23 protein-coding genes, 1 tRNA gene and 1 pseudogene are annotated in these 18,293 nt (G+C 47.2%); 8 read left to right on the top strand and 17 right to left on the bottom strand.

The window, feature by feature from the left end; translation table 11 throughout:
• Positions 1 to 106 precede the first annotated feature (106 nt).
• From HQ29_RS07055 to HQ29_RS07040, 4 genes are all read left to right on the top strand, one after another.
• Positions 107 to 191, top strand: a tRNA-Ser gene (locus HQ29_RS07055).
• A 370-nt stretch (positions 192 to 561) separates the two neighbouring features.
• Positions 562 to 1,785, top strand: coding sequence for a site-specific integrase (locus HQ29_RS07050; protein WP_036844626.1), 1,224 nt, complete (start codon positions 562 to 564; stop codon positions 1,783 to 1,785).
• A gap of 35 nt (positions 1,786 to 1,820) precedes the next feature.
• A complete protein-coding gene (locus tag HQ29_RS07045) occupies positions 1,821 to 2,291 on the top strand; it encodes a DUF1896 domain-containing protein (RefSeq protein WP_036868724.1) in 471 nt (156 codons plus the stop codon).
• Between the two features lie 135 nt (positions 2,292 to 2,426).
• Positions 2,427 to 2,756 (top strand): hypothetical protein, encoded by a 330-nt coding sequence (locus HQ29_RS07040; RefSeq protein ID WP_036844620.1) that lies wholly within the window; start codon positions 2,427 to 2,429, stop codon positions 2,754 to 2,756.
• Between the two features lie 67 nt (positions 2,757 to 2,823).
• Here HQ29_RS07040 and HQ29_RS07035 read toward each other — a convergent pair whose 3' ends face one another.
• Complete coding sequence (locus HQ29_RS07035; protein ID WP_036868721.1) at positions 2,824 to 3,006, bottom strand: hypothetical protein; 183 nt, start codon at positions 3,004 to 3,006, stop codon at positions 2,824 to 2,826.
• A gap of 96 nt (positions 3,007 to 3,102) precedes the next feature.
• Between HQ29_RS07035 and HQ29_RS07030 the strand changes: the two are divergent.
• The 4 genes and pseudogenes from HQ29_RS07030 to HQ29_RS07015 all read left to right on the top strand — a co-directional run bounded on the left by HQ29_RS07030 (position 3,103) and on the right by HQ29_RS07015 (position 5,555).
• A pseudogene (locus tag HQ29_RS07030) lies at positions 3,103 to 3,534 on the top strand (hypothetical protein).
• A gap of 7 nt (positions 3,535 to 3,541) precedes the next feature.
• Entirely contained in the window at positions 3,542 to 3,841 is a 300-nt protein-coding gene (locus tag HQ29_RS07025; protein ID WP_036868719.1) for a hypothetical protein, read from the top strand.
• A gap of 21 nt (positions 3,842 to 3,862) precedes the next feature.
• Complete coding sequence (locus tag HQ29_RS07020) at positions 3,863 to 4,285, top strand: PcfK-like family protein (protein ID WP_036868717.1); 423 nt, start codon at positions 3,863 to 3,865, stop codon at positions 4,283 to 4,285.
• A gap of 4 nt (positions 4,286 to 4,289) precedes the next feature.
• Positions 4,290 to 5,555, top strand: a complete 1,266-nt coding sequence (locus HQ29_RS07015; RefSeq protein WP_036868715.1) for a PcfJ domain-containing protein — start codon at positions 4,290 to 4,292, stop codon at positions 5,553 to 5,555.
• A gap of 182 nt (positions 5,556 to 5,737) precedes the next feature.
• Here the strand turns inward: HQ29_RS07015 and HQ29_RS07010 are convergent, their stop codons facing one another.
• The 16 genes from HQ29_RS07010 to HQ29_RS06940 all read right to left on the bottom strand — a co-directional run bounded on the left by HQ29_RS07010 (position 5,738) and on the right by HQ29_RS06940 (position 18,045).
• Positions 5,738 to 6,310, bottom strand: coding sequence for a HEPN domain-containing protein (locus HQ29_RS07010; protein ID WP_036868713.1), 573 nt, complete (start codon positions 6,308 to 6,310; stop codon positions 5,738 to 5,740).
• Between the two features lie 118 nt (positions 6,311 to 6,428).
• Positions 6,429 to 6,929 carry a lysozyme gene (locus HQ29_RS07005; RefSeq protein WP_036868711.1) on the bottom strand — a complete coding sequence of 167 codons (501 nt, stop codon included), beginning with the start codon at positions 6,927 to 6,929 and terminating at the stop codon, positions 6,429 to 6,431.
• Positions 6,922 to 7,374, bottom strand: coding sequence for a DUF3872 domain-containing protein (locus tag HQ29_RS07000; RefSeq protein ID WP_036868709.1), 453 nt, complete (start codon positions 7,372 to 7,374; stop codon positions 6,922 to 6,924). Before HQ29_RS07000 ends, HQ29_RS07005 begins: the two co-directional genes overlap by 8 nt.
• Before the next feature lie 14 nt (positions 7,375 to 7,388).
• Positions 7,389 to 7,961, bottom strand: a complete 573-nt coding sequence (locus HQ29_RS06995; protein ID WP_036868707.1) for a conjugal transfer protein TraO — start codon at positions 7,959 to 7,961, stop codon at positions 7,389 to 7,391.
• Between the two features lie 5 nt (positions 7,962 to 7,966).
• Positions 7,967 to 8,917: a conjugative transposon protein TraN gene (gene traN / locus HQ29_RS06990; protein ID WP_036868705.1), complete on the bottom strand. Its 951-nt coding sequence runs from the start codon at positions 8,915 to 8,917 to the stop codon at positions 7,967 to 7,969.
• 26 nt (positions 8,918 to 8,943) lie between these two features.
• Positions 8,944 to 10,167 carry a conjugative transposon protein TraM gene (traM, locus tag HQ29_RS06985; protein ID WP_036868703.1) on the bottom strand — a complete coding sequence of 408 codons (1,224 nt, stop codon included), beginning with the start codon at positions 10,165 to 10,167 and terminating at the stop codon, positions 8,944 to 8,946.
• Positions 10,139 to 10,435, bottom strand: a complete 297-nt coding sequence (locus tag HQ29_RS10200; protein ID WP_080737640.1) for a hypothetical protein — start codon at positions 10,433 to 10,435, stop codon at positions 10,139 to 10,141. The genes traM and HQ29_RS10200 overlap by 29 nt, the downstream gene beginning before the upstream one ends.
• Before the next feature lie 4 nt (positions 10,436 to 10,439).
• Positions 10,440 to 11,063: a conjugative transposon protein TraK gene (gene traK, locus HQ29_RS06980; RefSeq protein ID WP_036868701.1), complete on the bottom strand. Its 624-nt coding sequence runs from the start codon at positions 11,061 to 11,063 to the stop codon at positions 10,440 to 10,442.
• 24 nt (positions 11,064 to 11,087) lie between these two features.
• The gene (gene traJ / locus HQ29_RS06975; protein WP_026292168.1) at positions 11,088 to 12,131 is read right to left on the bottom strand and encodes a conjugative transposon protein TraJ; all 1,044 of its coding nucleotides are present in this window, start codon (positions 12,129 to 12,131) and stop codon (positions 11,088 to 11,090) included.
• Between the two features lie 3 nt (positions 12,132 to 12,134).
• Complete coding sequence (locus HQ29_RS06970; RefSeq protein ID WP_036844577.1) at positions 12,135 to 12,764, bottom strand: DUF4141 domain-containing protein; 630 nt, start codon at positions 12,762 to 12,764, stop codon at positions 12,135 to 12,137.
• Positions 12,765 to 12,785: 21 nt separating this feature from the next.
• Entirely contained in the window at positions 12,786 to 15,290 is a 2,505-nt protein-coding gene (locus tag HQ29_RS06965) for a TraG family conjugative transposon ATPase (protein WP_036868696.1), read from the bottom strand.
• A complete protein-coding gene (locus HQ29_RS06960) occupies positions 15,287 to 15,619 on the bottom strand; it encodes a DUF4133 domain-containing protein (protein WP_036868693.1) in 333 nt (110 codons plus the stop codon). Before HQ29_RS06960 ends, HQ29_RS06965 begins: the two co-directional genes overlap by 4 nt.
• Positions 15,619 to 15,921, bottom strand: a complete 303-nt coding sequence (locus tag HQ29_RS06955; protein WP_018964948.1) for a DUF4134 domain-containing protein — start codon at positions 15,919 to 15,921, stop codon at positions 15,619 to 15,621. Before HQ29_RS06955 ends, HQ29_RS06960 begins: the two co-directional genes overlap by 1 nt.
• A gap of 148 nt (positions 15,922 to 16,069) precedes the next feature.
• Positions 16,070 to 16,792, bottom strand: a complete 723-nt coding sequence (locus tag HQ29_RS06950) for a hypothetical protein (RefSeq protein WP_036868690.1) — start codon at positions 16,790 to 16,792, stop codon at positions 16,070 to 16,072.
• Positions 16,793 to 16,794: 2 nt separating this feature from the next.
• On the bottom strand, positions 16,795 to 17,256 hold the full coding sequence (locus tag HQ29_RS06945; RefSeq protein ID WP_036868687.1) for a DUF3408 domain-containing protein: 462 nt from the start codon (positions 17,254 to 17,256) through the stop codon (positions 16,795 to 16,797).
• Positions 17,257 to 17,259: 3 nt separating this feature from the next.
• On the bottom strand, positions 17,260 to 18,045 hold the full coding sequence (locus tag HQ29_RS06940) for a ParA family protein (protein ID WP_036868684.1): 786 nt from the start codon (positions 18,043 to 18,045) through the stop codon (positions 17,260 to 17,262).
• Between the last annotated feature and the right edge of the window lie 248 nt (positions 18,046 to 18,293).

Here is an 18,293-nt window from a genome sequence, read left to right as displayed (position 1 = left end):
ATCCGACAAAAGACCTTCTCATGTAATAATACAAAAATATCCCTCTATCTATTGCTTGAATAAAAAATATCCCTTACCTTTGCATCGCAAAAATGGGATAACCATTGGAGAGATGGCAGAGTGGTCGATTGCGGCGGTCTTGAAAACCGTTGAGGTGAGAGCCTCCGGGGGTTCGAATCCCTCTCTCTCCGCTTGAGGTACTCTGAACAAGAGTTCAGAAAACACCAACAAAATCAGTAAGTATCGTAACTTCAATGAGTTACGATACTTTTCTTTTATACCTACACATCTTCTCAGAGTACGTACAGAGGTCGCAAATACTCCCAAAATACTCTCAAATGGCTACAATCTGGCTACACTTTTTCGAGCCGATTGAAAATTGTAGCCAAGAGTACGTAGGGAGTTCGTTTAGAGTACTCATACATTGCTGTTATTCAAAGTATTATGTAGAACTTTGTAGCGTGGTTACAGAGGTTTAGTTTTCACGTTTTGGCTACAATTTATGGTCACCGTGGCTACAATTTTTCTCGCCTTGGCTACAACTCTTAAAAACAGATGTGTATGAAGTCTATTTTTAGAACAGCCTTCTATCTTAGAAGCAACTATGTCAACAAGGATGGCAAGACTCCTGTGATGTTGAGAATTTACCTCAACAACGAGCGTCTATCCCTTGGATCTACGGGCATCGCTGTCGTGAAAACACAGTGGGACTGTGTAAACGAGAAAATAAAGGGACGTACTACCGAAGCCCTCAGTATTAACTTGGAGCTGGACAATATCCGCAATGGCTTGCAAAACATTTATCGCAAACTGGAGGATAGCGACGACTTATGCTTGGAGCGTATCAAAACCGAATTCTTAGGGAAGAAAGTTGACATTGACACGATAATGCAACTTTTCGATAAGCACAACGCAGACATCGCACAGCAAGTCGGACTATCTATCGCTCCTGCCACACTCCAGAAGTATAATGTATGTAAGCGTCGCTTTGCTGAGTTCTTACAGCAGAACTACAAACGCTCCGACCTCAAACTATCAGAATTGACCTTTACGGTCATTCGTGAGTTTGACATCTATCTGCGTACCATTGTTGGGCAAAATCCCAACACGGCGACAAAGACTATGAAAACATTCAAGACGATTGTTATCCTTGGGGGTAAGATGGGGGTTATTCATCATGATCCCTTCCTCAATCATCGCTTCCACTTGGAACCTGTCAATCGAGGTTTCTTGACCGATGAGGAGATTCTCAAAATAGCGAACAAGCAACTCGGACTACAACGTCTCGAACTCGTTCGGGATATTTTTATCTTCTCCTGCTTCACAGGGCTGGCTTATATTGATGTGGCCAACCTCACACCCGACCACATCGTCACTATAGGCGACAAGCGGTGGATTATGACGCAGCGTCAGAAGACTAGTGTTTCGACCAATGTTCTCCTCCTGGACATACCTAAAAGTATCATCGCCAAATATGGCGACCAAACTTATCGAGAGGGGAAACTCTTCCCGATGCTCTCTAACCAGAAGACCAATGCCTACCTCAAAGAGATTGCCGACATCTGTGGAATCAAGAAGAATCTGACCTTCCACTTAGCTCGCCACACCTTTGCAACGATGTCGCTCTCTAAAGGTGTACCTATCGAAAGCGTATCGAAGATGCTAGGGCATACCAACATAAAGACCACGCAAATCTATGCTCGTATCACTAACAAAAAAATAGAGCATGATATGGAGCAACTCGCTGAAAAACTTGATAAATTCAATACCGCCATGGGCATCTAACAAAGACTTGTTTCATCTAAAATCAGAATGATATTATGAATCAGACTAAGAAAGAGCTTTCTTACTTCCGTTTGAAGTTGGAAACTTACCTCAATGATTATCACTCCGAGTTAATGACAGACACAGCCTTTATTTCAGCTCGTGTCGATGCAACACTCACCGCTTACTGCGATGCCATATCGCAGGGCTTCTCCCACCTCGAAGCTGAGGCGATGTCGAGCGAAGTCCTTTACCAAGGATTACACTTCTCTAAGCACAATACCCTTGTGTCTATTTTAGAGAATGAGTTCAGCGAAGAATTGCCCGAACCACTACCAGAAAAATTTGCTCCCATTCTACTTGGCAATCAATTCATTCAAGCAGTCTTCGCGAAGTATGACCTCACAGACGACTTCGACGGAAGCACTGAGTACGAGGCTCTCTACACCGAACTCACAGGCACGATTGTCGAGCTTATCGAGAATAACAACTTGCCTACGATGGAGAAGGCTGAAGCATCGAAGTAACTTAATCCTATCGGGAGCATTGGAGCATCAAGAGCCAAGATATACACTCCGTCCCACACGCCAAGGCGCAAGCCCTTGTCTTTGGAGGTCGGAGTATCTTGGGCTCGCTCTTGAAACTCTAAAATGCTCCCAGATATGAATACTTCAGTTATGAATCACGATGTACACAGCCCCATCTTCATTCGGGCAAAGTCTACTAACGATAAACCACAGACAGCCAAGCCTGTCCGTAGCATCGACTGGCGACGGTTCATCGAGCTGACGCTCCTTCTCTCTGTCGTGGTCGCAGCTGTCTATTTCATCGCCAAGCTCGTTACTCCTCAAGTCGTAACCGTCATTGGCATCTTCGTGGGTTTCCTGGTACTGCGGTTCGTGGTAAGGACCATTCTGCAAATCACTTTCACCATTCTCGGCTATCTCTTCTGGTTAGCCATCTTGGCGGCAATACTGATTTACATCTTCTAATCTGAGATAATCATCTTAACGGGTGGCGGGCTCTTCGGAGCTTGCCACCTTTTTTGTTTCCAACTCTTTAGCGTTGCACTTCTGCTTCTTCATCCTCCGTTCCACTTATTGCGTAGCAGATGGATGCTGTTTCTTTTTCCTTGCAAAGGTAGTGTGGGGCTTGGGCTACCCCAAGGTCAAGCCTACGGTTGGGCTGGAAAATCTCCACACTTGCGTTTCGCTTGGCTTCGCTCCAGGTTGTATTTTCCACCCAAACCTTGTGTCGCTCCTCACCCTCTACCTCTGTTTCGCTCGAAAAAAGGAATCAGCATACTCCGATCTTTGGACGCATAAAAAAAATGTCACTATGGATAAGCAGAAAATAAATACAATATCTTCGATGAGCAGAAAAGGATATAGCTCCTCCTCTCATTACCGCATAAGTTCGGGGATTGGGGAGCGTGAGCGTGCAGAGGCGACTAAGTTCGTGCAGTGGGTGGCACAACCTTTGGAAACCCTCCGTGAGTGTAAAGCTTACCTCTTGCGCGAAAAACTCAATCGTGGCAAAGCGATGAGCCGTGAGGAAAAGGATTGGCTATGCGAAGCCGTGAATAACAATACTTACTTCCGTACCGCCGTCCCCGTGATGGGCTACCGATTTGACTTCTTTGATGTGCTGAAAAAATACTTGGTCAATCAATACGGATAATGGGCTGAGTACTATGCCCCCAACCGCACCAGCCTACGCAAACACCTATGTGGGCACATCAATCAGACAGTAGAAATCCCTAAACATTAAGACGATTATGGCAAATATATGCACCAACCTATTCTACGCATCAAGCGAGAAGGCAGAAACGATAGACGCAATTAGAGCATTTATAGAGGAACACTTCCCCGATGATTGGCATGAGCAAAGCGATGACTTCCAGATTGAAGCCGAGCTATACAGCCGTTGGGACTTCCCTAAAAGCCTATTTGAGGACTTGGGCAAGAGCCTAAGTCACGACGACACTCTCTATATGCGTTGCCTATCCCACGAGCTATGTAAGGAATATGCCTGCCTCTCTGTCTATCGAAATGGAGAATGGACAATCGGGAAATAAAGCACCAAAGAGAACAAGACAATGAAAGGAACAGCACAATTCACACGCACCATAGCCGAGTATCTTAATCAAAGAGCAATGACAGACCCCCTATTTACTCCTAACTTGGCGAAGCCCGGCAAGAACATCGAGGACTGCATCTCCTATATCTTACAGCAGGTGCGACAGAGCGGGTGCAATGCCTTTGAGGACGATGAAATCTACGCTATGGCAGTCCACTACTATGATGAAGACGATTTAGAAGTGGGTAGCCGTGTAGCCTGCAATGTGGTAGTCAATCACACCATAGTCCTCACCGAAGAAGAGAAAGCCGAAGCACGCAAGCAGGCGATACAGCAGTATCAAACCGAAGAGCTACGCAAGTTACAAGAGCCGAAGCGAGTGAAAGCCAAGGTAAGCATCAACAGCGACCCAATACCCCAACCCTCTCTATTTGATTTATAAGCCTATGAAACCACGAAATAAATTTGAGCAAGCCGTCTTGGCTCAGAGTAAGCACCTCCACCCGATAACCAAGATACAAAAGCAATGGGCATTCCGTGAATGTATCGACCACTTTGCCTACCGCCTACCCAAAGGGAAAACCACTTGTATGGATTGTGGGCATTCGTGGCAGATGAACGAGTCTATCGAGCATTGCATCTGCCCCCAGTGTGGGGCAGGCTTGCAGGTCAAAGAAACCTATCAAAGAAAATTGCAACAGAAGCAGTACTTTACAGTACTAACCACTTCGGGAGGGTATCAAGTCTTGCGTATGTGTCTACTTATTGTGGGTATGGAGAAGGGCTACCAAGCCGTGTCCTCAGTCATTGAGATTGGGCAGTATTGGTGGAGCGAGAGTGGACGACAGACGATTGTCGCCGTACAGAGAATTATGGGGCATTATGTGGATAGCTTTGCCTACTATTCGCCTATGGCTATTCGTAACGAGAATGAAGCCTATCGCTTTATTGCCCATTGCCCCTTGTATCCGAAAGTCAAGGCAATAGACACCCTCCACAGGAACGGCTTTGCAGGCGAGTGCCACGACATTGCCCCTAATATACTTATCCCTGCCCTACTCACAGATAGTCGTGCCGAAACACTGATGAAGGCAGGACGCACCGAGCATCTGCGGTATTTCCTCAGCCGAGCAAGGCGAATAGATGCGTATTGGCAAGCCTATAAAATCACCATTCGTAGGGGCTACGATATCACAGACATTGCCCTTTGGTGCGACTATGTGGATATGCTGGGGAGGTTAGGCAAGGACACGCACAACGCCCACTTCGTTTGCCCCGAGGACTTAGAAGAAGCCCACGACACGGCACAACGAAAGTTGCAGGCTCAGCGAGATAAGGAAGCCGAAGCCCAAAGGCGACAGAAAGCCATAGAGAACGAGGAGCGTTTTCAAGCCCTCAAAGCCCCATTCTTTGGCATCGCCTTTACAGACGGCACGATTGAGGTGCGTGTCTTGGAGAGTGTGAAGGAGTACCTTGAGGAGGGCAAAGCACTACACCATTGTGTCTTTACCAACGAGTACTACCTCAAGGAGCAGAGCCTTATCCTATCGGCACGCATTGAGGGCAAGCGAATAGAGACCATTGAGGTATCGCTTGAAACAATGAAAGTCATTCAATGCCGTGGCTTGCTGAACAAGAACACCGAATATCACGACCGCATCATTGACCTTGTACACAGCAACATCAAGCAGATACAGAGCCGTGTAGCCTAAGCCATAGCCCCTGAAACAAAAGTCCCGAAGCGATTGAGTAAATCACTTCGGGACTTCTTTTCTTTGTCTTTGAAACGAGCAGGCGACCAAAAGAAAAGAAGCAAAAGAAAGTCGCGTTACCTTTTATGGAAAGTCAAAACAATTGTAAAGTCACAAAAAATATAGTCCCTCTAAAAACACGTCTATTTTTTTGCAATATCCGAAATCCTTTTTTGATTCCCCAACAGTTCATCAATATTAATATCAGAAAAGTTAACAACGACGAATGAGGCTTTTTTCGACCCAACATATTCCCTTAGTTTCTTCGCTTCGTTATAAAGAGTCTCAATCCAATTAGGGTCAGCAATAGTAGAATAGTATTTAGTTCCTAATACTCCGTTTTCTCGAAAGCATATATTCGCTTCGAGAGAATACCTACTACAGATAGAGTATTTATCCAACCCTATTTGCTTTGCAAAGGTCTTAAATTTAACAAAATCATTATCTACTGATTTTATTTTCCGAAGGAGTTTATCTATCTTATGAGAGCACTTCCTTATTCGGTCATATGTATCCTTTTCATCATCTTGGCTTTCAATAAATATAAGAGCTTTTAACGAGCACTCTATTGAAAAAAGAATGTCAACCAATAGCTTACTCCTTGTTCCTATATGAGTAAATCCATTTTCGTTAAATAGCATACCAAATCGGGCTAAATAATCTCCACTATCTTGCAAGAAAAACCCCGCAATTTCTTGTCTTAATTTTTCATTCATAACACTGTCTATTTTATAGGGTTGAAGTTACTAATTTATAACAAGACAGATGATTAAAAAGATAAGAAAAACACCTCTTGCAGAGCACAAAATATCTCGCAAGAAGCGTATTTGAAAATTATAGCACATAAAACAGAGCAAACTCCGCTTTTCTACGTTTGAGTAGCCCTAGCAAGACCTTGCCTTTGTAGTGGCAAAAGGATAGGTATTCCTTGTAGAAATTCCTATCCCCTTGCTCAATCTTGCGAAGCAGCTTGCTTTTGCCTTGTTTGCCGTAGCCGAGCAGGCGACCCACACCGACATTGTAAGAGAGCAACGTTAAGATCAAAGCGTCTTTTCCATAGCCCCTAAACACTTCAAAGCGTTCCCAAAGGTCGGCACGCAAAAGGGAGTCGGCTTGTCGCTCCGTCATCTCTGCCGTAAACTTCTCGCCCTTTTTAAGCTCGTGACCATAGCCGACATAGGGATGATGCTTCTTGCCGTGCCAGCCCTCAAAGTGTTTGACGCAAAGCACAGCTCGCTCAAAAGGCGGTAAGTTTATCCAACGCACTCGCCTCTGTGCCATAGAGGGCAAAGCCCCCAAGCACAGTAGACAGAGTGCAAGTATCCAGTTAGCCATCTTTCTTTTTGTCCTCCTCTGCCTTCTTGTTGTTGAAGGCAAAGGTCAGTTGTTGCACTTTGCCGAAGTTGTCCTCGATATACACATCTATCGTCTGGCGGTCTGCCGACTGAGAGGTGTAGTACAAGCGAAACTCCTCCCTTGTCAAGGGATAGCGGTCGTTGGGCTTAAAGACTAAGCCATCGTCCATTTTTAGGATGCCCTTGCCCTCGGGTTGGAAGTAGCGGAGGGTGTATCGGGTGTCGGCAAAGTTGCCCCCTCGTTGGAGAGAGCAACGGATTTCGGCTGTTTCGCCCTTTTTGATGTCCTTTTGAACGGGCATCGTTTGCAAAGCGAAGTCGTAAGACTGCTGCACATCCAACTCCCGATTACAAGCAGGTAGACAAAACCCCGCAAAAGTGAGTACCCCCACGACCCACAGTGTATTAAAGATTTTCTTTTTCATTGTTCTCTTGTTGCTTAAAGGTTGAACTTAATGCCTGCCGAGAGTGCAGGACGAAAACGATGCACATCTGAACCGAGAAGTAGCCGCCCCTGAGCTTTGAGGACGAGGAGCAACCTATCTGAGAGGAAGCACTCAATGCTACTATGCACCGCACCGCCATAGACGAAGCGAGAGCGGTCAAGCAGGGTTGCCCCATCGGGTAGCAAAGACTTTTCTTCATTGAGTTCCTCATAACCTCCGAGAGCAGAGATACCGAGGTAGCCAAAGATGTTCTTGCCTCTATCCGAGAGGATAGATTGCATATAGCCTACTTGCAGGAGCATATCACGCATCGGCACTTGGTAGGTGCGATATGGCAGGCTCTGGTCTTCGTACTCTGCCGAGAGAAAGGCATAGTTCTCTCGCTTGAGGTACTTCGTGAGCGAAACTCCCACACCAAACTGTCCCTTCGTAAAGAGCTTCTCGCTCTTAATCAGAGGCACAGATGCCACCACCTCAATCCCCTTTTGCTTGGGGATAAGTCGCTGTGCGTTTGCGGAAATGAATCCGCAGACTGCACAAGCGAGGAATAAACAAAACTTCTTCATAGGGCTTACCACTTCAGTTTAAGGTTATCGATACGTCGAGCCAACAGAAGATCCTCATTTTGTACATAGAAAGAGAGTGTGCGCCCTCCATTTCTCTCATAGAGCGTAACTTCGAGCTGTTTATCTTCCGATAGTGCAAACTGTTCTAAGGCAAAGATGCTTCGGTTGCTACTCTGTCCTTTCACCCACATTATCTGATGATAGGCACGCAAGGGTTGCAGAATATGCTCTTGAATCGCAGTACGCTTAGCAACCTTCTTGTCTACGACCTTAAAGGTGATGAAATCCACTGAGTAGTTCATATTGGTATCATTGTCTATGCGTGTGTGAAAATAGAGCAGCCCATTGTGCGCATAGAGTCCCCGAAGTAGAAACCTCATTCCGAACTGTCGTATCCCGATATGCTTAATGGTACGCTTGTTACTCTTGTAGATACTCTCCATCATCAGTTTTACGAGTATGGGAGATTCGTTGCCCAACTCTTTGAAATAGATGTCTGCGCGATTAGAGGGTAGGCGTCCGTCTGTCGGAGAGAGGAAGTCTTTCATCTCTACGTTGAGCTTCTCGGGCTCTTCGGCATACTTTACGTTGTATGAGTAAAAAGAACCATCCTCACAGATGACACTCATATTGGTCTCTGTCTCGAAGTCTCGAACGGCAGCCTTGACACGTAGCACATTCTCGGCATCCTCCGCCTTACCTGCAATCAGGTTATTGCTTCCCAAGTCCACATATCGGATGGCCGATGGAAAGATAAGGTGCACCGTTTTGTCGAAGGTAACTTCCAAGCCGTAAGGTAGTACGACTCTCCCGTCAGGAATCGCCCTGCTCATTCCTTGAAAGAGTTCTCCTGAAGAGAGTAAATGAGCAGGCGTTGTTTCTTTACATTCTGTTTGAGCAAAAGCCGTTAGCCCAAATGAGCAGAGCATCAGGGCTGATAAAATCCATTTTTTCATTGTCTTTATAATATCTGATTTGGTTGTTATTGAGTCGGTAGCAGATAGAGGCGATAGCCCCCTTTAAGCGTCACTTTAACAGTACGCAGTTTCTTTTGCAAAAGCTGTGAAGCCCCCTGCATCACACCGCGTGCAACATCGGAGATAATTTGATCCTTAGCGGAAGAAGCAAAGGTGAAGGAGGTGCCGGCAGTGCCTCCGATGTTCGCCCCCATTTCTTTGAGGGCAGATAGATTCTCAGAGCCGGGGATGTAGATGCCCTCTTGTCCGTCTGTGTCGTAGGCTGAGAGCTTGACGGAGGAGATGTAACCTCCGATCTCGATGCTTTGAACAAGCAGTCGCATACGATTGCCCTCAATTTTAGCTTGAGCCACGATACGGCTGTAGCGAGGCAGAGAGAGAGTATGGAGCCGAGCTCCCTCCGTCAGACGAAGGACAATAATGTCTCCCTCTTGGAGTGTCGTTGTTCTATCCACCACGCATCGAAGAGTGTTACGAAGGGGGTTGGGACGTTGTGCCGAGAGCGAGTGAAACCCAAGGTTACGTTCTCTTCCTGCATATTCGGCAATGAAGGCAGAGTCCGTCATCGGTTGCTCAAGGGAAGAGACCAAATGCTTCCGTTCGGGCATCAACTCCACTTCGGGTAGGGTCGTTGAAGCTGAGGTAACCGAAGTTTCCTCCTTTGCATTGGTAGCTGAAGGGGAATTACTTGGAGGAGTTGCTTGAGTCATGTACTTGGCTGCCATTTGGTAGCTTTTTTCCATCAAGGCAAGCTGTTTCTCCTCTTCATCCTGCTCGCTCTCTTGCGCCTCTAATCGAGCTCGGAGTTCTTCTATCTCGGCCTGCATCGCTTCTCGCTCTTCCTCTCTTGGGTCATAATCGTAAAAAAAGGAAAGAAGGCGACTGTTTTCCTCGTAGCGTTCCATCGAAGAGGCAACTTTGGAGACCGAGGAGGTATGTTCGGAGTCGTCCGTCTCTTCTCCTTGTCGCTCGAAGTAATCGGAGAGTTGTCCCATTTCACTGCGGGAGATCTCCTCTTGCTCCAAATGCTCTCCTATTTCATAGACCTTGAGTTTATTCTCGGGGAGCTGCTCCACGGTGGCTTGAGGCAACTCTTTATTCAGCCCCCTTTCTTCTGTTCCGCTCTTTTCAGAGGGACGAAAGATAAACCACATAGAGAGCGTAAAGAGTAAGCCGATACCACTATAGATGAGTATCTTCTTAAGTTGTTCTTTCTGTTTCTTTTCCATTGTTACAAGCTAATTGGTACATAATCATATCGGGGCGTACGCTATCTCGTGGGATAGGGCTATCGACAACCTCTTCCACGATGATATTAGAGGACGACTTCTCCGCCTTGGGTAAAAACAAGTTGGCTATCATGACACAAGAGGTAATGAGGTAGAGCAGACTCAGCGTGTAGACAAAAATCTTCCGTCTGCGAGGGCTCATTCTGTCACATCGCCGGCGCAACCAAAGATGGAGACGGAGATAAGCTCGTGTAAATGTCTGTCTCATGGCATCAACGTTTATAGGTTTGCAGGTCTCTATTCTCCCTTACGAGGAAGTGCTCCATCAGAAAGCCCTGCGGGTTATTATCCGAGCGGACGGAGTTCTGAAGCGTGCAGGTCGTAATGAGACTACGCTCCGTAACGTTACTCTGACGCAGGATGAACTGGCGAGCATAGGTTGTTACCTCATAGGGGTAGCTGTCAAAGTTGCAGTGGATAGAGTCAATCTCTATACGTTGGTTGACATTTCCCGAGATGGCTCGATTGTAGTAGCCCTTTTCTGCCAAGTCTTTGTAGTAGTTGAATGCGGACTTGTCACAGAGCAGAAAGGCTCGCTCCATATTCCCTTCGATAGCTGCCTTGTCGGGTGCAATCGTAAAGAAGAGCTCATGAAAGCGTCTGACATGCTCACGTGCCTCGACGGGACGATTCATTGCCGCATCCTGGCTTAGAGCCAAAATGAGTGATTTCCCTTCGTCCAAAACATAGATCTTCTCCCTCTGTTCAGAGGCAAAAGAGTAGGAGGCATGGAGCGCATAACCACAGACTGCAATGCAGAGCAGTACAAAAAGCAGGGCATAAAGCCGTATCTGCTTGAATGAGGTTTCGATATTGGTGAGTGATTTGAATTCCATAAAAATGCTGTTTGTTTTTCTTTGTTAGTTTCCTTTCCCTCTCAGTAGAGCTCCTTTGATACGACCTCCGATGTTACCGATAGAAGCACCAGCCCCTGCAGCAGCGGCTTTTCCTCCGAGATAAGCTCCCTGCGCTCCCCGTTGAGCCGTCTGATTCACGTTACGTCCATAAGAACCGATACCTCCTCCTGCTTCGATAATCCATCCCGAAACGGTCGGAACAGAGAAGTAGCCGATGATACCGATAAGGAAAAAGACCATATAGTACCAACTGCCCACTTCAGGAATGTAGTTGGGGTCACTTAACAGGGCGATGTCTTTCTGAATCATCAAGATTTGAATCTTTGTCAGAAGGGCTGTCAAGATGGAGCTGACAGGTAGCCAGAGATAGACTGAGATGTAGCGTGAAAACCATGCAGTCAGTGACCCCGAAAGACCATCCCACACGGCAATGCCGAAAACAACCGGACCGAGGATGGAGAGAACAATCAAGATGAAAGTGCGGAGTGTGTCGATGACAAGACCGGCAGCATGAAAGATAAGCTCCAAAAGGTCTTGCACCTTTTTCATGAACCATCGCTTGGTTTGGTAGGCAGCACGTTCTGCATACATTCCTGCAATAGTTACGGCATCTTCGGGGCCGATAATCCCCATCTCTTCTATCTTTTGGTCGAACTTCTCATTCGAGACGAGATAAGCGGTTTCGGGATTACGCAGGTAGGCCTCCTCCTGCAGTTTGTTACGTTCTGCAGTCAGTTTGTCAAGTGTTCCCTCCTGCTTGTGTACCATCTGTTCTGTGCCTTTCACCACGGGAGAGAGAACTGCATTCATCGTACCAAGTACCACCGTAGGGAAAAACATGATACAGAAGCCCAAAACAAAGGGGCGAAGCAAAGGATAGACATCTATCGGCTCGGCTCTTGCCAGTGACGACCAAACACGTATGGCAATGTAAAACAGAGCTCCCAAGCCCGCTATCCCCTTGGCAATACCTGTCATCTCCGAGGCCAAGGGCATCATCTCCTGATAGGTGGAGCGAAGCAGTTCGTGTAAACTTGAAAAATCCATGGCTTACCAGTAACGTATGTCTGAACTTCCATATAGGGATCGTACCTGCTCAAGCTCTCCCTTTTGTCGTGCTCTCACATAGCTCACGGAGATATTCTTTCGAGTGTAGTACGATACCAAAGAGCGATACTCTCGAACGGTGTTATAGATGCGGTCTATCATTTGCATCCGCTCGCTGTCGTTCATGGAGAAGACATTGCTCTTAGCAACGGATTTCAACTCCTTCAGACTCTCTCCGCTCAGTTCCAGAAGTTTGCTGTAGCCCGAAGCCATGGCAGCCAGCTCGGTAGGACGGAAATTCGTATCACTGAGCATCTTTTTATAGGAGGAGACATAAATCTCTGAAATGTCACCCACCATCAAGATGGTCTCCTTCACTTTGTAGGCATCTCCAATGAGGTTATTCACCTTTTTGAGAGCATCGTAATATTTCTTGGTGTCATTGTAGAGTTTCTCCACCTCCTTGAAACCGTTCAAGGTGTTCTTGACGGTCTTGGAGGCTGTGGCAATCTCTTTGACCGTATTGGCAATGTTGCCCGCAAAGTTCATAGGGTCACTTACGACCCACTGAGCGTGAGCTTGCGTAGTAAAGAGGCTCAATCCAAGGAGAGCCATAAGGATGTACTTTTTCATGGGTTCTGTTGTTTAAGGGTTTTACTTCTGTCGTTTCTCCATAGCCAAGCGACGGATAGCTGTTTCGATGTCTCCGCCTAACTCTTCCGAGAGGCGCATCACTTCGAGCTTTTCAGTCTCTTCGGTCGTGTAGGTGAGGTATTCCTCCAGCGACACCTCCGTAGCATAAACCGCAGACTGCATACCGCCCAAGCCTATCCAAACTTCCTTGTAAAGACGGTTGGGATCGTTGTTCTGATTGATGGAGAGGATTTGGCTCTTCTCCTTTTCAGAAAGCCCTAACATAGCCTGTATGCCGTCGAACTTAGTCATATACTTGCGCTGGTCGAGCAGGATCTTGCAGTCGGAGTTGTTGATGATGCTCTCCTTGACGATGGGCGACTGAATAATGTCGTCCACCTCCTGTGTGACGACAATCGCCTCACCAAAGAATTTTCTGACGGTCTTATACAAATACTTGATGTAGTCCGCCATATTGGCTGAAGCAATGGCCTTCCATGCTTCCTCGATGAGTATCATCTTACGAATACCTTTGAGGCGACGCATCTTACTGATGAAGGCTTCCATGATGATAATGGTCACCACGGGGAAGAGGTCTTTATTATCCTTCACAGCATCAATCTCAAAGACGATGAAGCGTTTGCTGAGCAGGTCGATGTTCTTATCCGAGTTCAGCAAAAAGTCGTAGCGACCGCCTCGATAATACTGTTTGAGGGTCGTTAAGAGGTTGTTGATGTTGAAGTCGGAGAGGGTAACCTCAATCTCTCGCTTACCCATATCCTCTCGGTACACGTCACGCAGATACTCGTAGAAGGTATTGAAGCAGGGTGTGATGCTTCTATCCGAACGAATGAGTTCGATATAGGCATTGACAGCCGAACCAAGCTCTCCCGCTTCCGTCTTGGTAATCTGTTCCTCCGCACTCTTCCAAAGGGTCAAAAGCAAGGTGCAGATACTCTCTCGTTTCTCTACATCAAAGAGGTAATCATCCGTATAGAAGGGATTGAAAGAGATGGGATTCTCATCCGTATAGGTGAAGTAGACCCCATCTTCACCCTTCGTCTTGCCATGGATGAGTTCGCACAAACCTTGATAGGAGTTACCCGTATCGACAAGCAGGACGTGTGCTCCCTGCTCGTAGTACTGGCGTACCATGTGATTTGTAAAGAAACTTTTGCCACTCCCCGACGGACCAAGAATGAACTTATTGCGGTTGGTGATGATACCTTTTTTCATCGGCAGGTCAGAGATGTCCAGGTGTATGGGCTTACCCGACAGGCGGTCTGCCATCTTGATACCAAAGGGAGAAAGTGAGTCCTTGTAGTTTGTCTCGGCTGTGAAGAAGCAGAGCGCAGGCTCGATGAAAGTATAGAAACTCTCTTCCGAGGGGAAGTCGGCAGCATTGCCGGGGATGCCTGCCCAGTAGAGTGTAGCCACATCAATGGTGTTGTGTCGGGGCTTGCACTCCATAAGAGCCAAGGCACTCCCCACATCGTTCTTGATTTGTCGCAGTTCCTCGCTGTCACTACTCCATGCCAGTACATTGAAGTGGGCACGGATAGAGCAGAGACCCTGAGAATGGGCGACATTAAGGTACTCTTGTAGCCACTCCTCGTTAATCTGGTTGCTACGGCTGTAGCGAGCCAAGGAGTGCATATTTCTTGCCTGCTTCTCGAAGCGTTGCAGGTTGGCATCGCTATCCTCAATAAAGAGGTATTGGTTGTAGATGTGATTACATGGAAGCATCAGCCCTACGGCCGAAGCAAAGGAGAGGCGGCAGTCACTGCGGTCGGTGGATAGTCGCTCGTAACGGCTATCCGTGCTGACAGTCGTTGGCAGGTCGTCCGTGTCGCTGAGAGTGTGCAAGCAAAGCCTATTGTCGCCCACACGTACAAGGTCGGCACCCAATCGGATGTCCTCCAGCGAAGCATGATGCTCATCGGAAAGAGAGAAATAACGGTCAAGTAAACCGCTTTTCTCCTTTGTCCCCACAAGCTCCTCTTCCGTCATACGCTCTAAACGAATGAGCATTGTGTCGTTGATGATGCGCTCAAATTGATCAACGGCTTCCATAAACTTGAAGACAGAGTCTTTATCCTCAATATCTTTGGGGACAAGATACCCACGGCAGAGAGTAGAGAAATTGCTCTGCTGTGCCATACGCTTCTTATTGCTTTTGGTAAGGAAGAGATAGACCGAGTGGTGCAGATAAGGACGCTCATTAAAGTGTCGCTCCGAGAAGCGGGCGAGGAAGCTCAATCCACTCTCTGCGAGCTTGCCCCGGTATTCCTCTGTGATGAACCAATCCTGCTTATGCACAATGCTGAAGTTAGGTAGCACTTTTATCGCCTTGTGCCAAGCTGAGTGCATCGCCTCGTATTCGGCAGAAGTCACCGTGAAGAGTTCGGGCAGTTCTACCCGAAAAGCAACGGTGATGTCGGCTTCCTTGCTCACGATGCACCCCTGCTCAATCGATAGTAGGGGAAACTTCGCTTCCAGAGTGCTCATCTTACTGCTGTTTCTCATCTTGTCGTTTGTGATTTGAGGTTACGAAACAGGTGGTAGACGGTACGGCGGTTCGACAGATACCGTGGGTGCGAGCGTACTGCTCCGAGTTTCATCAGCCCGTGCTCACCATACTTGCGGTTCATAGCGAACGTTTGCCACACTACCAGCGTGGCACCCAATACGCCTATGCCAAGGCAAACGAGCTGACTAATGCCCAAGAGGTACAGTACGACCACTACGATGAAAGTACTTAGAAGTCCTCCTGCAAAGAGAAAGAGGTACTGAGCTTTCAAGCCCTTGAACTCCACTGTGCGTCCTACACCTTTATTGATTTCCCAAGATCCCATTAGAGGAAGAAACTTCTAAGGATGGTGGCAGCCACGATAAGGAAGATACATGCCCCAAACCAAGAGGCGGCGGTCTTGCTTGTATCAGGGTCTCCCGAGCTGAACTTATTGTATACCTTGATTCCCCCAATCAAGCCGACCACGGCTCCGACGGCATAAATCAATTTGGTACCGGGATCGAAATAGCTCGTCACCATTTTAGTCGCTTCGTTGATACCGGCCATACCGTTCCCCTGTGCATAAGCTCCTGCAGTTGCTGTGGCGATGAGGAGCAACATCAATGCGATTTTCTTTCTGTTCATGTTATTGGATTTATTGTTATTGATTATGAATAGGTTGTTCTTTGTTGTATGGGGAGGTCTGGATGGGGAGCACCCCTGTAGCTCGTTTTCATGGTACTACTTGCGTGTAGCCTTCATGTGCCACCCCATCCATTACTCCGCTTGTGTTTTATAGGTAATAGTCTAAGGTTCTTTCGTTGCCTTCCTGCGGTTCTCGTCTTGGGGAATGTTCAACTTTTTCCATATCGCTTTGTATTTGAGCTTCCTCTGCACGACGCATGGCTTCCAAGAACTTGGTATGCTTCGATTCTTGTGCTTTGAGGTTTTCCCTATACTTCTCGATCAAGTCAGTGCCTTGCACTTTACTGAGGGTTGCCTGAACTTCTGCTTCATCCTCTTCATCGAGGGCATCGTCATGTTTGCTCCAGCATCCCATGCGCACAAGGTCACGGGCAAGAATTGCCGATGGAGAAACCTCCGGAGTCGGATCGGGAGTGAACATCAGTTCCTCTCTCAAGACCTCATCCTCATCAACGGTGTCCATGGTATAAGCGACATGGAGTTCGTTCTCTTCCTCACTAATCGTGGGCACTTCTTCAGTTTTCTCTTGCTGCTCCGACACCTCGGACTCCGCAAAGTTATTGGCATTTTCAAGCGCTTTTTCGGAGGAGGAAGTCTTGGGAACTTTAGGGAAATCTGAGGGACTAAGCCCCTTGCTTTTCCCCACCAGAACGTGAAGTTTCTCCTCTCTGTTCTGCTCCTCCTTAGGAGCTGCTTGCCCTTGCTCCTGCTTACCCATTCGAGAGAATTTGATGCAGTAAGTATAGCGAATGAGAAGTAGCACCCAAATGATAACCAAGAGAAGCAGGACATTCAATAGTATTGTTTGCATCGTTACAAGTCTAAATTGATGGTTGGATTGCGTTTGTACTGTGCCGCTGTTTTGTTGAGCATGGCCTGATGCTCTTTCAGATGCTCCAAGAGGATGTTTTCTATATAGGCCGTAAGTGTCGCTTTGGAGCGGACGTCACGAAGGACATCTCGGAGAGTCTGCAGAATCTCCCCATGGATGGTGAAGCCAGATTTCCCGATACCATCACGAGAGGGAGCGAAGAAGCGTTTTTGGTACTCTTGAAAAGAGCATCCGCTCTCCTTGTTACTCTTAGATCTTGTCATCGTAGATATAGCATCCTCGGATGTCTCCTCTGTCGGTATCGGAGCCTCTTGTGGCTCTAACTCCACGGGTTGGTCGAAAAAGGGGGACTCCTCTGCACTACGCTTCGTAACCCCGATATCGCCCATCTCTTGAAGTTTGGCACTCAATATCTTTTGTCGTTTTTCTTGGATGGAAGGCATGATTTATTCATGGATAAGGTAAAAACGTTGGAGAACTTCTTCTACCCATTCATCTACCCCTGTGGATAGACGAAGGGCAGGTACGGGTGGTAAATAAGAACTGCGGAAAACGCCTTTGACGCCTCCCTGACCTAATTCTCGAGAAAACTTCACCGAATGGTAGATACGGGTATCAAAGAGGTTGATCTCCTCCTCTTGGGCATATTTCGTATAGTGGTCGACAACCACAGGACTGGCACTGCGATTGATTTTATTCCAAAGAAGCAGGAGGTCTCGAATGCGTGCGTCTTCAAAACTGAGACCTAAGTCCCGAACGGTTTGAGCATAGGCAAAACCGGATACCAGGGACTGAGGATCGGCTTCTATGGGGGAGATGATATAGTCCATCTCTATGGAGAGCTGTAAAAGGGCTTCTGTACCGGCATGCCCCGGAAAGTCAAAGATGACCAACCGTTCCTTTCGTTCCGAGCTTTCCAGATACTTTTGGACATCTTTCAAGGCCGCATCAGGGGTGGAGCGTAAAATGGGATAAGCCGGATGCCCAAACTTGGTAAAATGGACTTTGAGCTGTTCGCTCAGCTCCTTGGAAGTTTGAATGAGATTGCGTTCCCGCTCTCGAAGTTTATAGAACGATTCCTGAGTACCGTCACAATCGACCACTACGAGAGGGAGATGCTTCTCATAGTAAAGTATGGAGGCAAGGATTTCGGCAAGAGAGCTCTTGCCGACACCGCCTTTTTGTGAGGCGAAGCCCAAATAAATGGGAGCTTGCATAGGGAGTGTTTTCATGTCAGATAACTGTTTACGGAAATAACTGATTCTTGGATTTAGTGACCGACCGATGCTCTGAAGTTGATTCGTTAGTGAATAGATAACTCAGTCTAAACTAAGCGACTGAAATCTTGATTAACTGACGGATTCAATAACTGCTCTACATCGTGACTTTCCTACTTTTGAACCGACTTACAAACGGAGGTCGGTTGGTCTATTCTGAGTTAGGTCGGTCAGTCGGTTCTGACCTAAATCCGCTGCAAAAT

It is taken from the genome of Porphyromonas canoris (genome assembly GCF_000765975.1).
Lineage (GTDB): Bacteria > Bacteroidota > Bacteroidia > Bacteroidales > Porphyromonadaceae > Porphyromonas_A > Porphyromonas_A canoris.
The sequence above is the reverse complement of the archived record's forward strand: the minus strand, read 5'-3'. Positions and strand labels throughout refer to the sequence as shown.

Bases quoted from the DNA above. Each gene is read 5' to 3' on its own strand.
- HQ29_RS07050 (WP_036844626.1), top strand. From the start codon at position 562: ATGAAGTCTATTTTTAGAACAGCCTTCTATCTTAGAAGCAACTATGTC.
- HQ29_RS07045 (WP_036868724.1), top strand. From the start codon at position 1,821: ATGAATCAGACTAAGAAAGAGCTTTCTTACTTCCGTTTGAAGTTGGAA.
- HQ29_RS07040 (WP_036844620.1), top strand. From the start codon at position 2,427: ATGAATACTTCAGTTATGAATCACGATGTACACAGCCCCATCTTCATT.
- HQ29_RS07025 (WP_036868719.1), top strand. From the start codon at position 3,542: ATGGCAAATATATGCACCAACCTATTCTACGCATCAAGCGAGAAGGCA.
- HQ29_RS07020 (WP_036868717.1), top strand. From the start codon at position 3,863: ATGAAAGGAACAGCACAATTCACACGCACCATAGCCGAGTATCTTAAT.
- HQ29_RS07015 (WP_036868715.1), top strand. From the start codon at position 4,290: ATGAAACCACGAAATAAATTTGAGCAAGCCGTCTTGGCTCAGAGTAAG.
- HQ29_RS07010 (WP_036868713.1), bottom strand. From the start codon at position 6,310: ATGAATGAAAAATTAAGACAAGAAATTGCGGGGTTTTTCTTGCAAGAT.
- HQ29_RS07005 (WP_036868711.1), bottom strand. From the start codon at position 6,929: ATGGCTAACTGGATACTTGCACTCTGTCTACTGTGCTTGGGGGCTTTG.
- HQ29_RS07000 (WP_036868709.1), bottom strand. From the start codon at position 7,374: ATGAAAAAGAAAATCTTTAATACACTGTGGGTCGTGGGGGTACTCACT.
- HQ29_RS06995 (WP_036868707.1), bottom strand. From the start codon at position 7,961: ATGAAGAAGTTTTGTTTATTCCTCGCTTGTGCAGTCTGCGGATTCATT.
- traN (WP_036868705.1), bottom strand. From the start codon at position 8,917: ATGAAAAAATGGATTTTATCAGCCCTGATGCTCTGCTCATTTGGGCTA.
- traM (WP_036868703.1), bottom strand. From the start codon at position 10,167: ATGGAAAAGAAACAGAAAGAACAACTTAAGAAGATACTCATCTATAGT.
- HQ29_RS10200 (WP_080737640.1), bottom strand. From the start codon at position 10,435: ATGAGACAGACATTTACACGAGCTTATCTCCGTCTCCATCTTTGGTTG.
- traK (WP_036868701.1), bottom strand. From the start codon at position 11,063: ATGGAATTCAAATCACTCACCAATATCGAAACCTCATTCAAGCAGATA.
- traJ (WP_026292168.1), bottom strand. From the start codon at position 12,131: ATGGATTTTTCAAGTTTACACGAACTGCTTCGCTCCACCTATCAGGAG.
- HQ29_RS06970 (WP_036844577.1), bottom strand. From the start codon at position 12,764: ATGAAAAAGTACATCCTTATGGCTCTCCTTGGATTGAGCCTCTTTACT.
- HQ29_RS06965 (WP_036868696.1), bottom strand. From the start codon at position 15,290: ATGAGAAACAGCAGTAAGATGAGCACTCTGGAAGCGAAGTTTCCCCTA.
- HQ29_RS06960 (WP_036868693.1), bottom strand. From the start codon at position 15,619: ATGGGATCTTGGGAAATCAATAAAGGTGTAGGACGCACAGTGGAGTTC.
- HQ29_RS06955 (WP_018964948.1), bottom strand. From the start codon at position 15,921: ATGAACAGAAAGAAAATCGCATTGATGTTGCTCCTCATCGCCACAGCA.
- HQ29_RS06950 (WP_036868690.1), bottom strand. From the start codon at position 16,792: ATGCAAACAATACTATTGAATGTCCTGCTTCTCTTGGTTATCATTTGG.
- HQ29_RS06945 (WP_036868687.1), bottom strand. From the start codon at position 17,256: ATGCCTTCCATCCAAGAAAAACGACAAAAGATATTGAGTGCCAAACTT.
- HQ29_RS06940 (WP_036868684.1), bottom strand. From the start codon at position 18,045: ATGAAAACACTCCCTATGCAAGCTCCCATTTATTTGGGCTTCGCCTCA.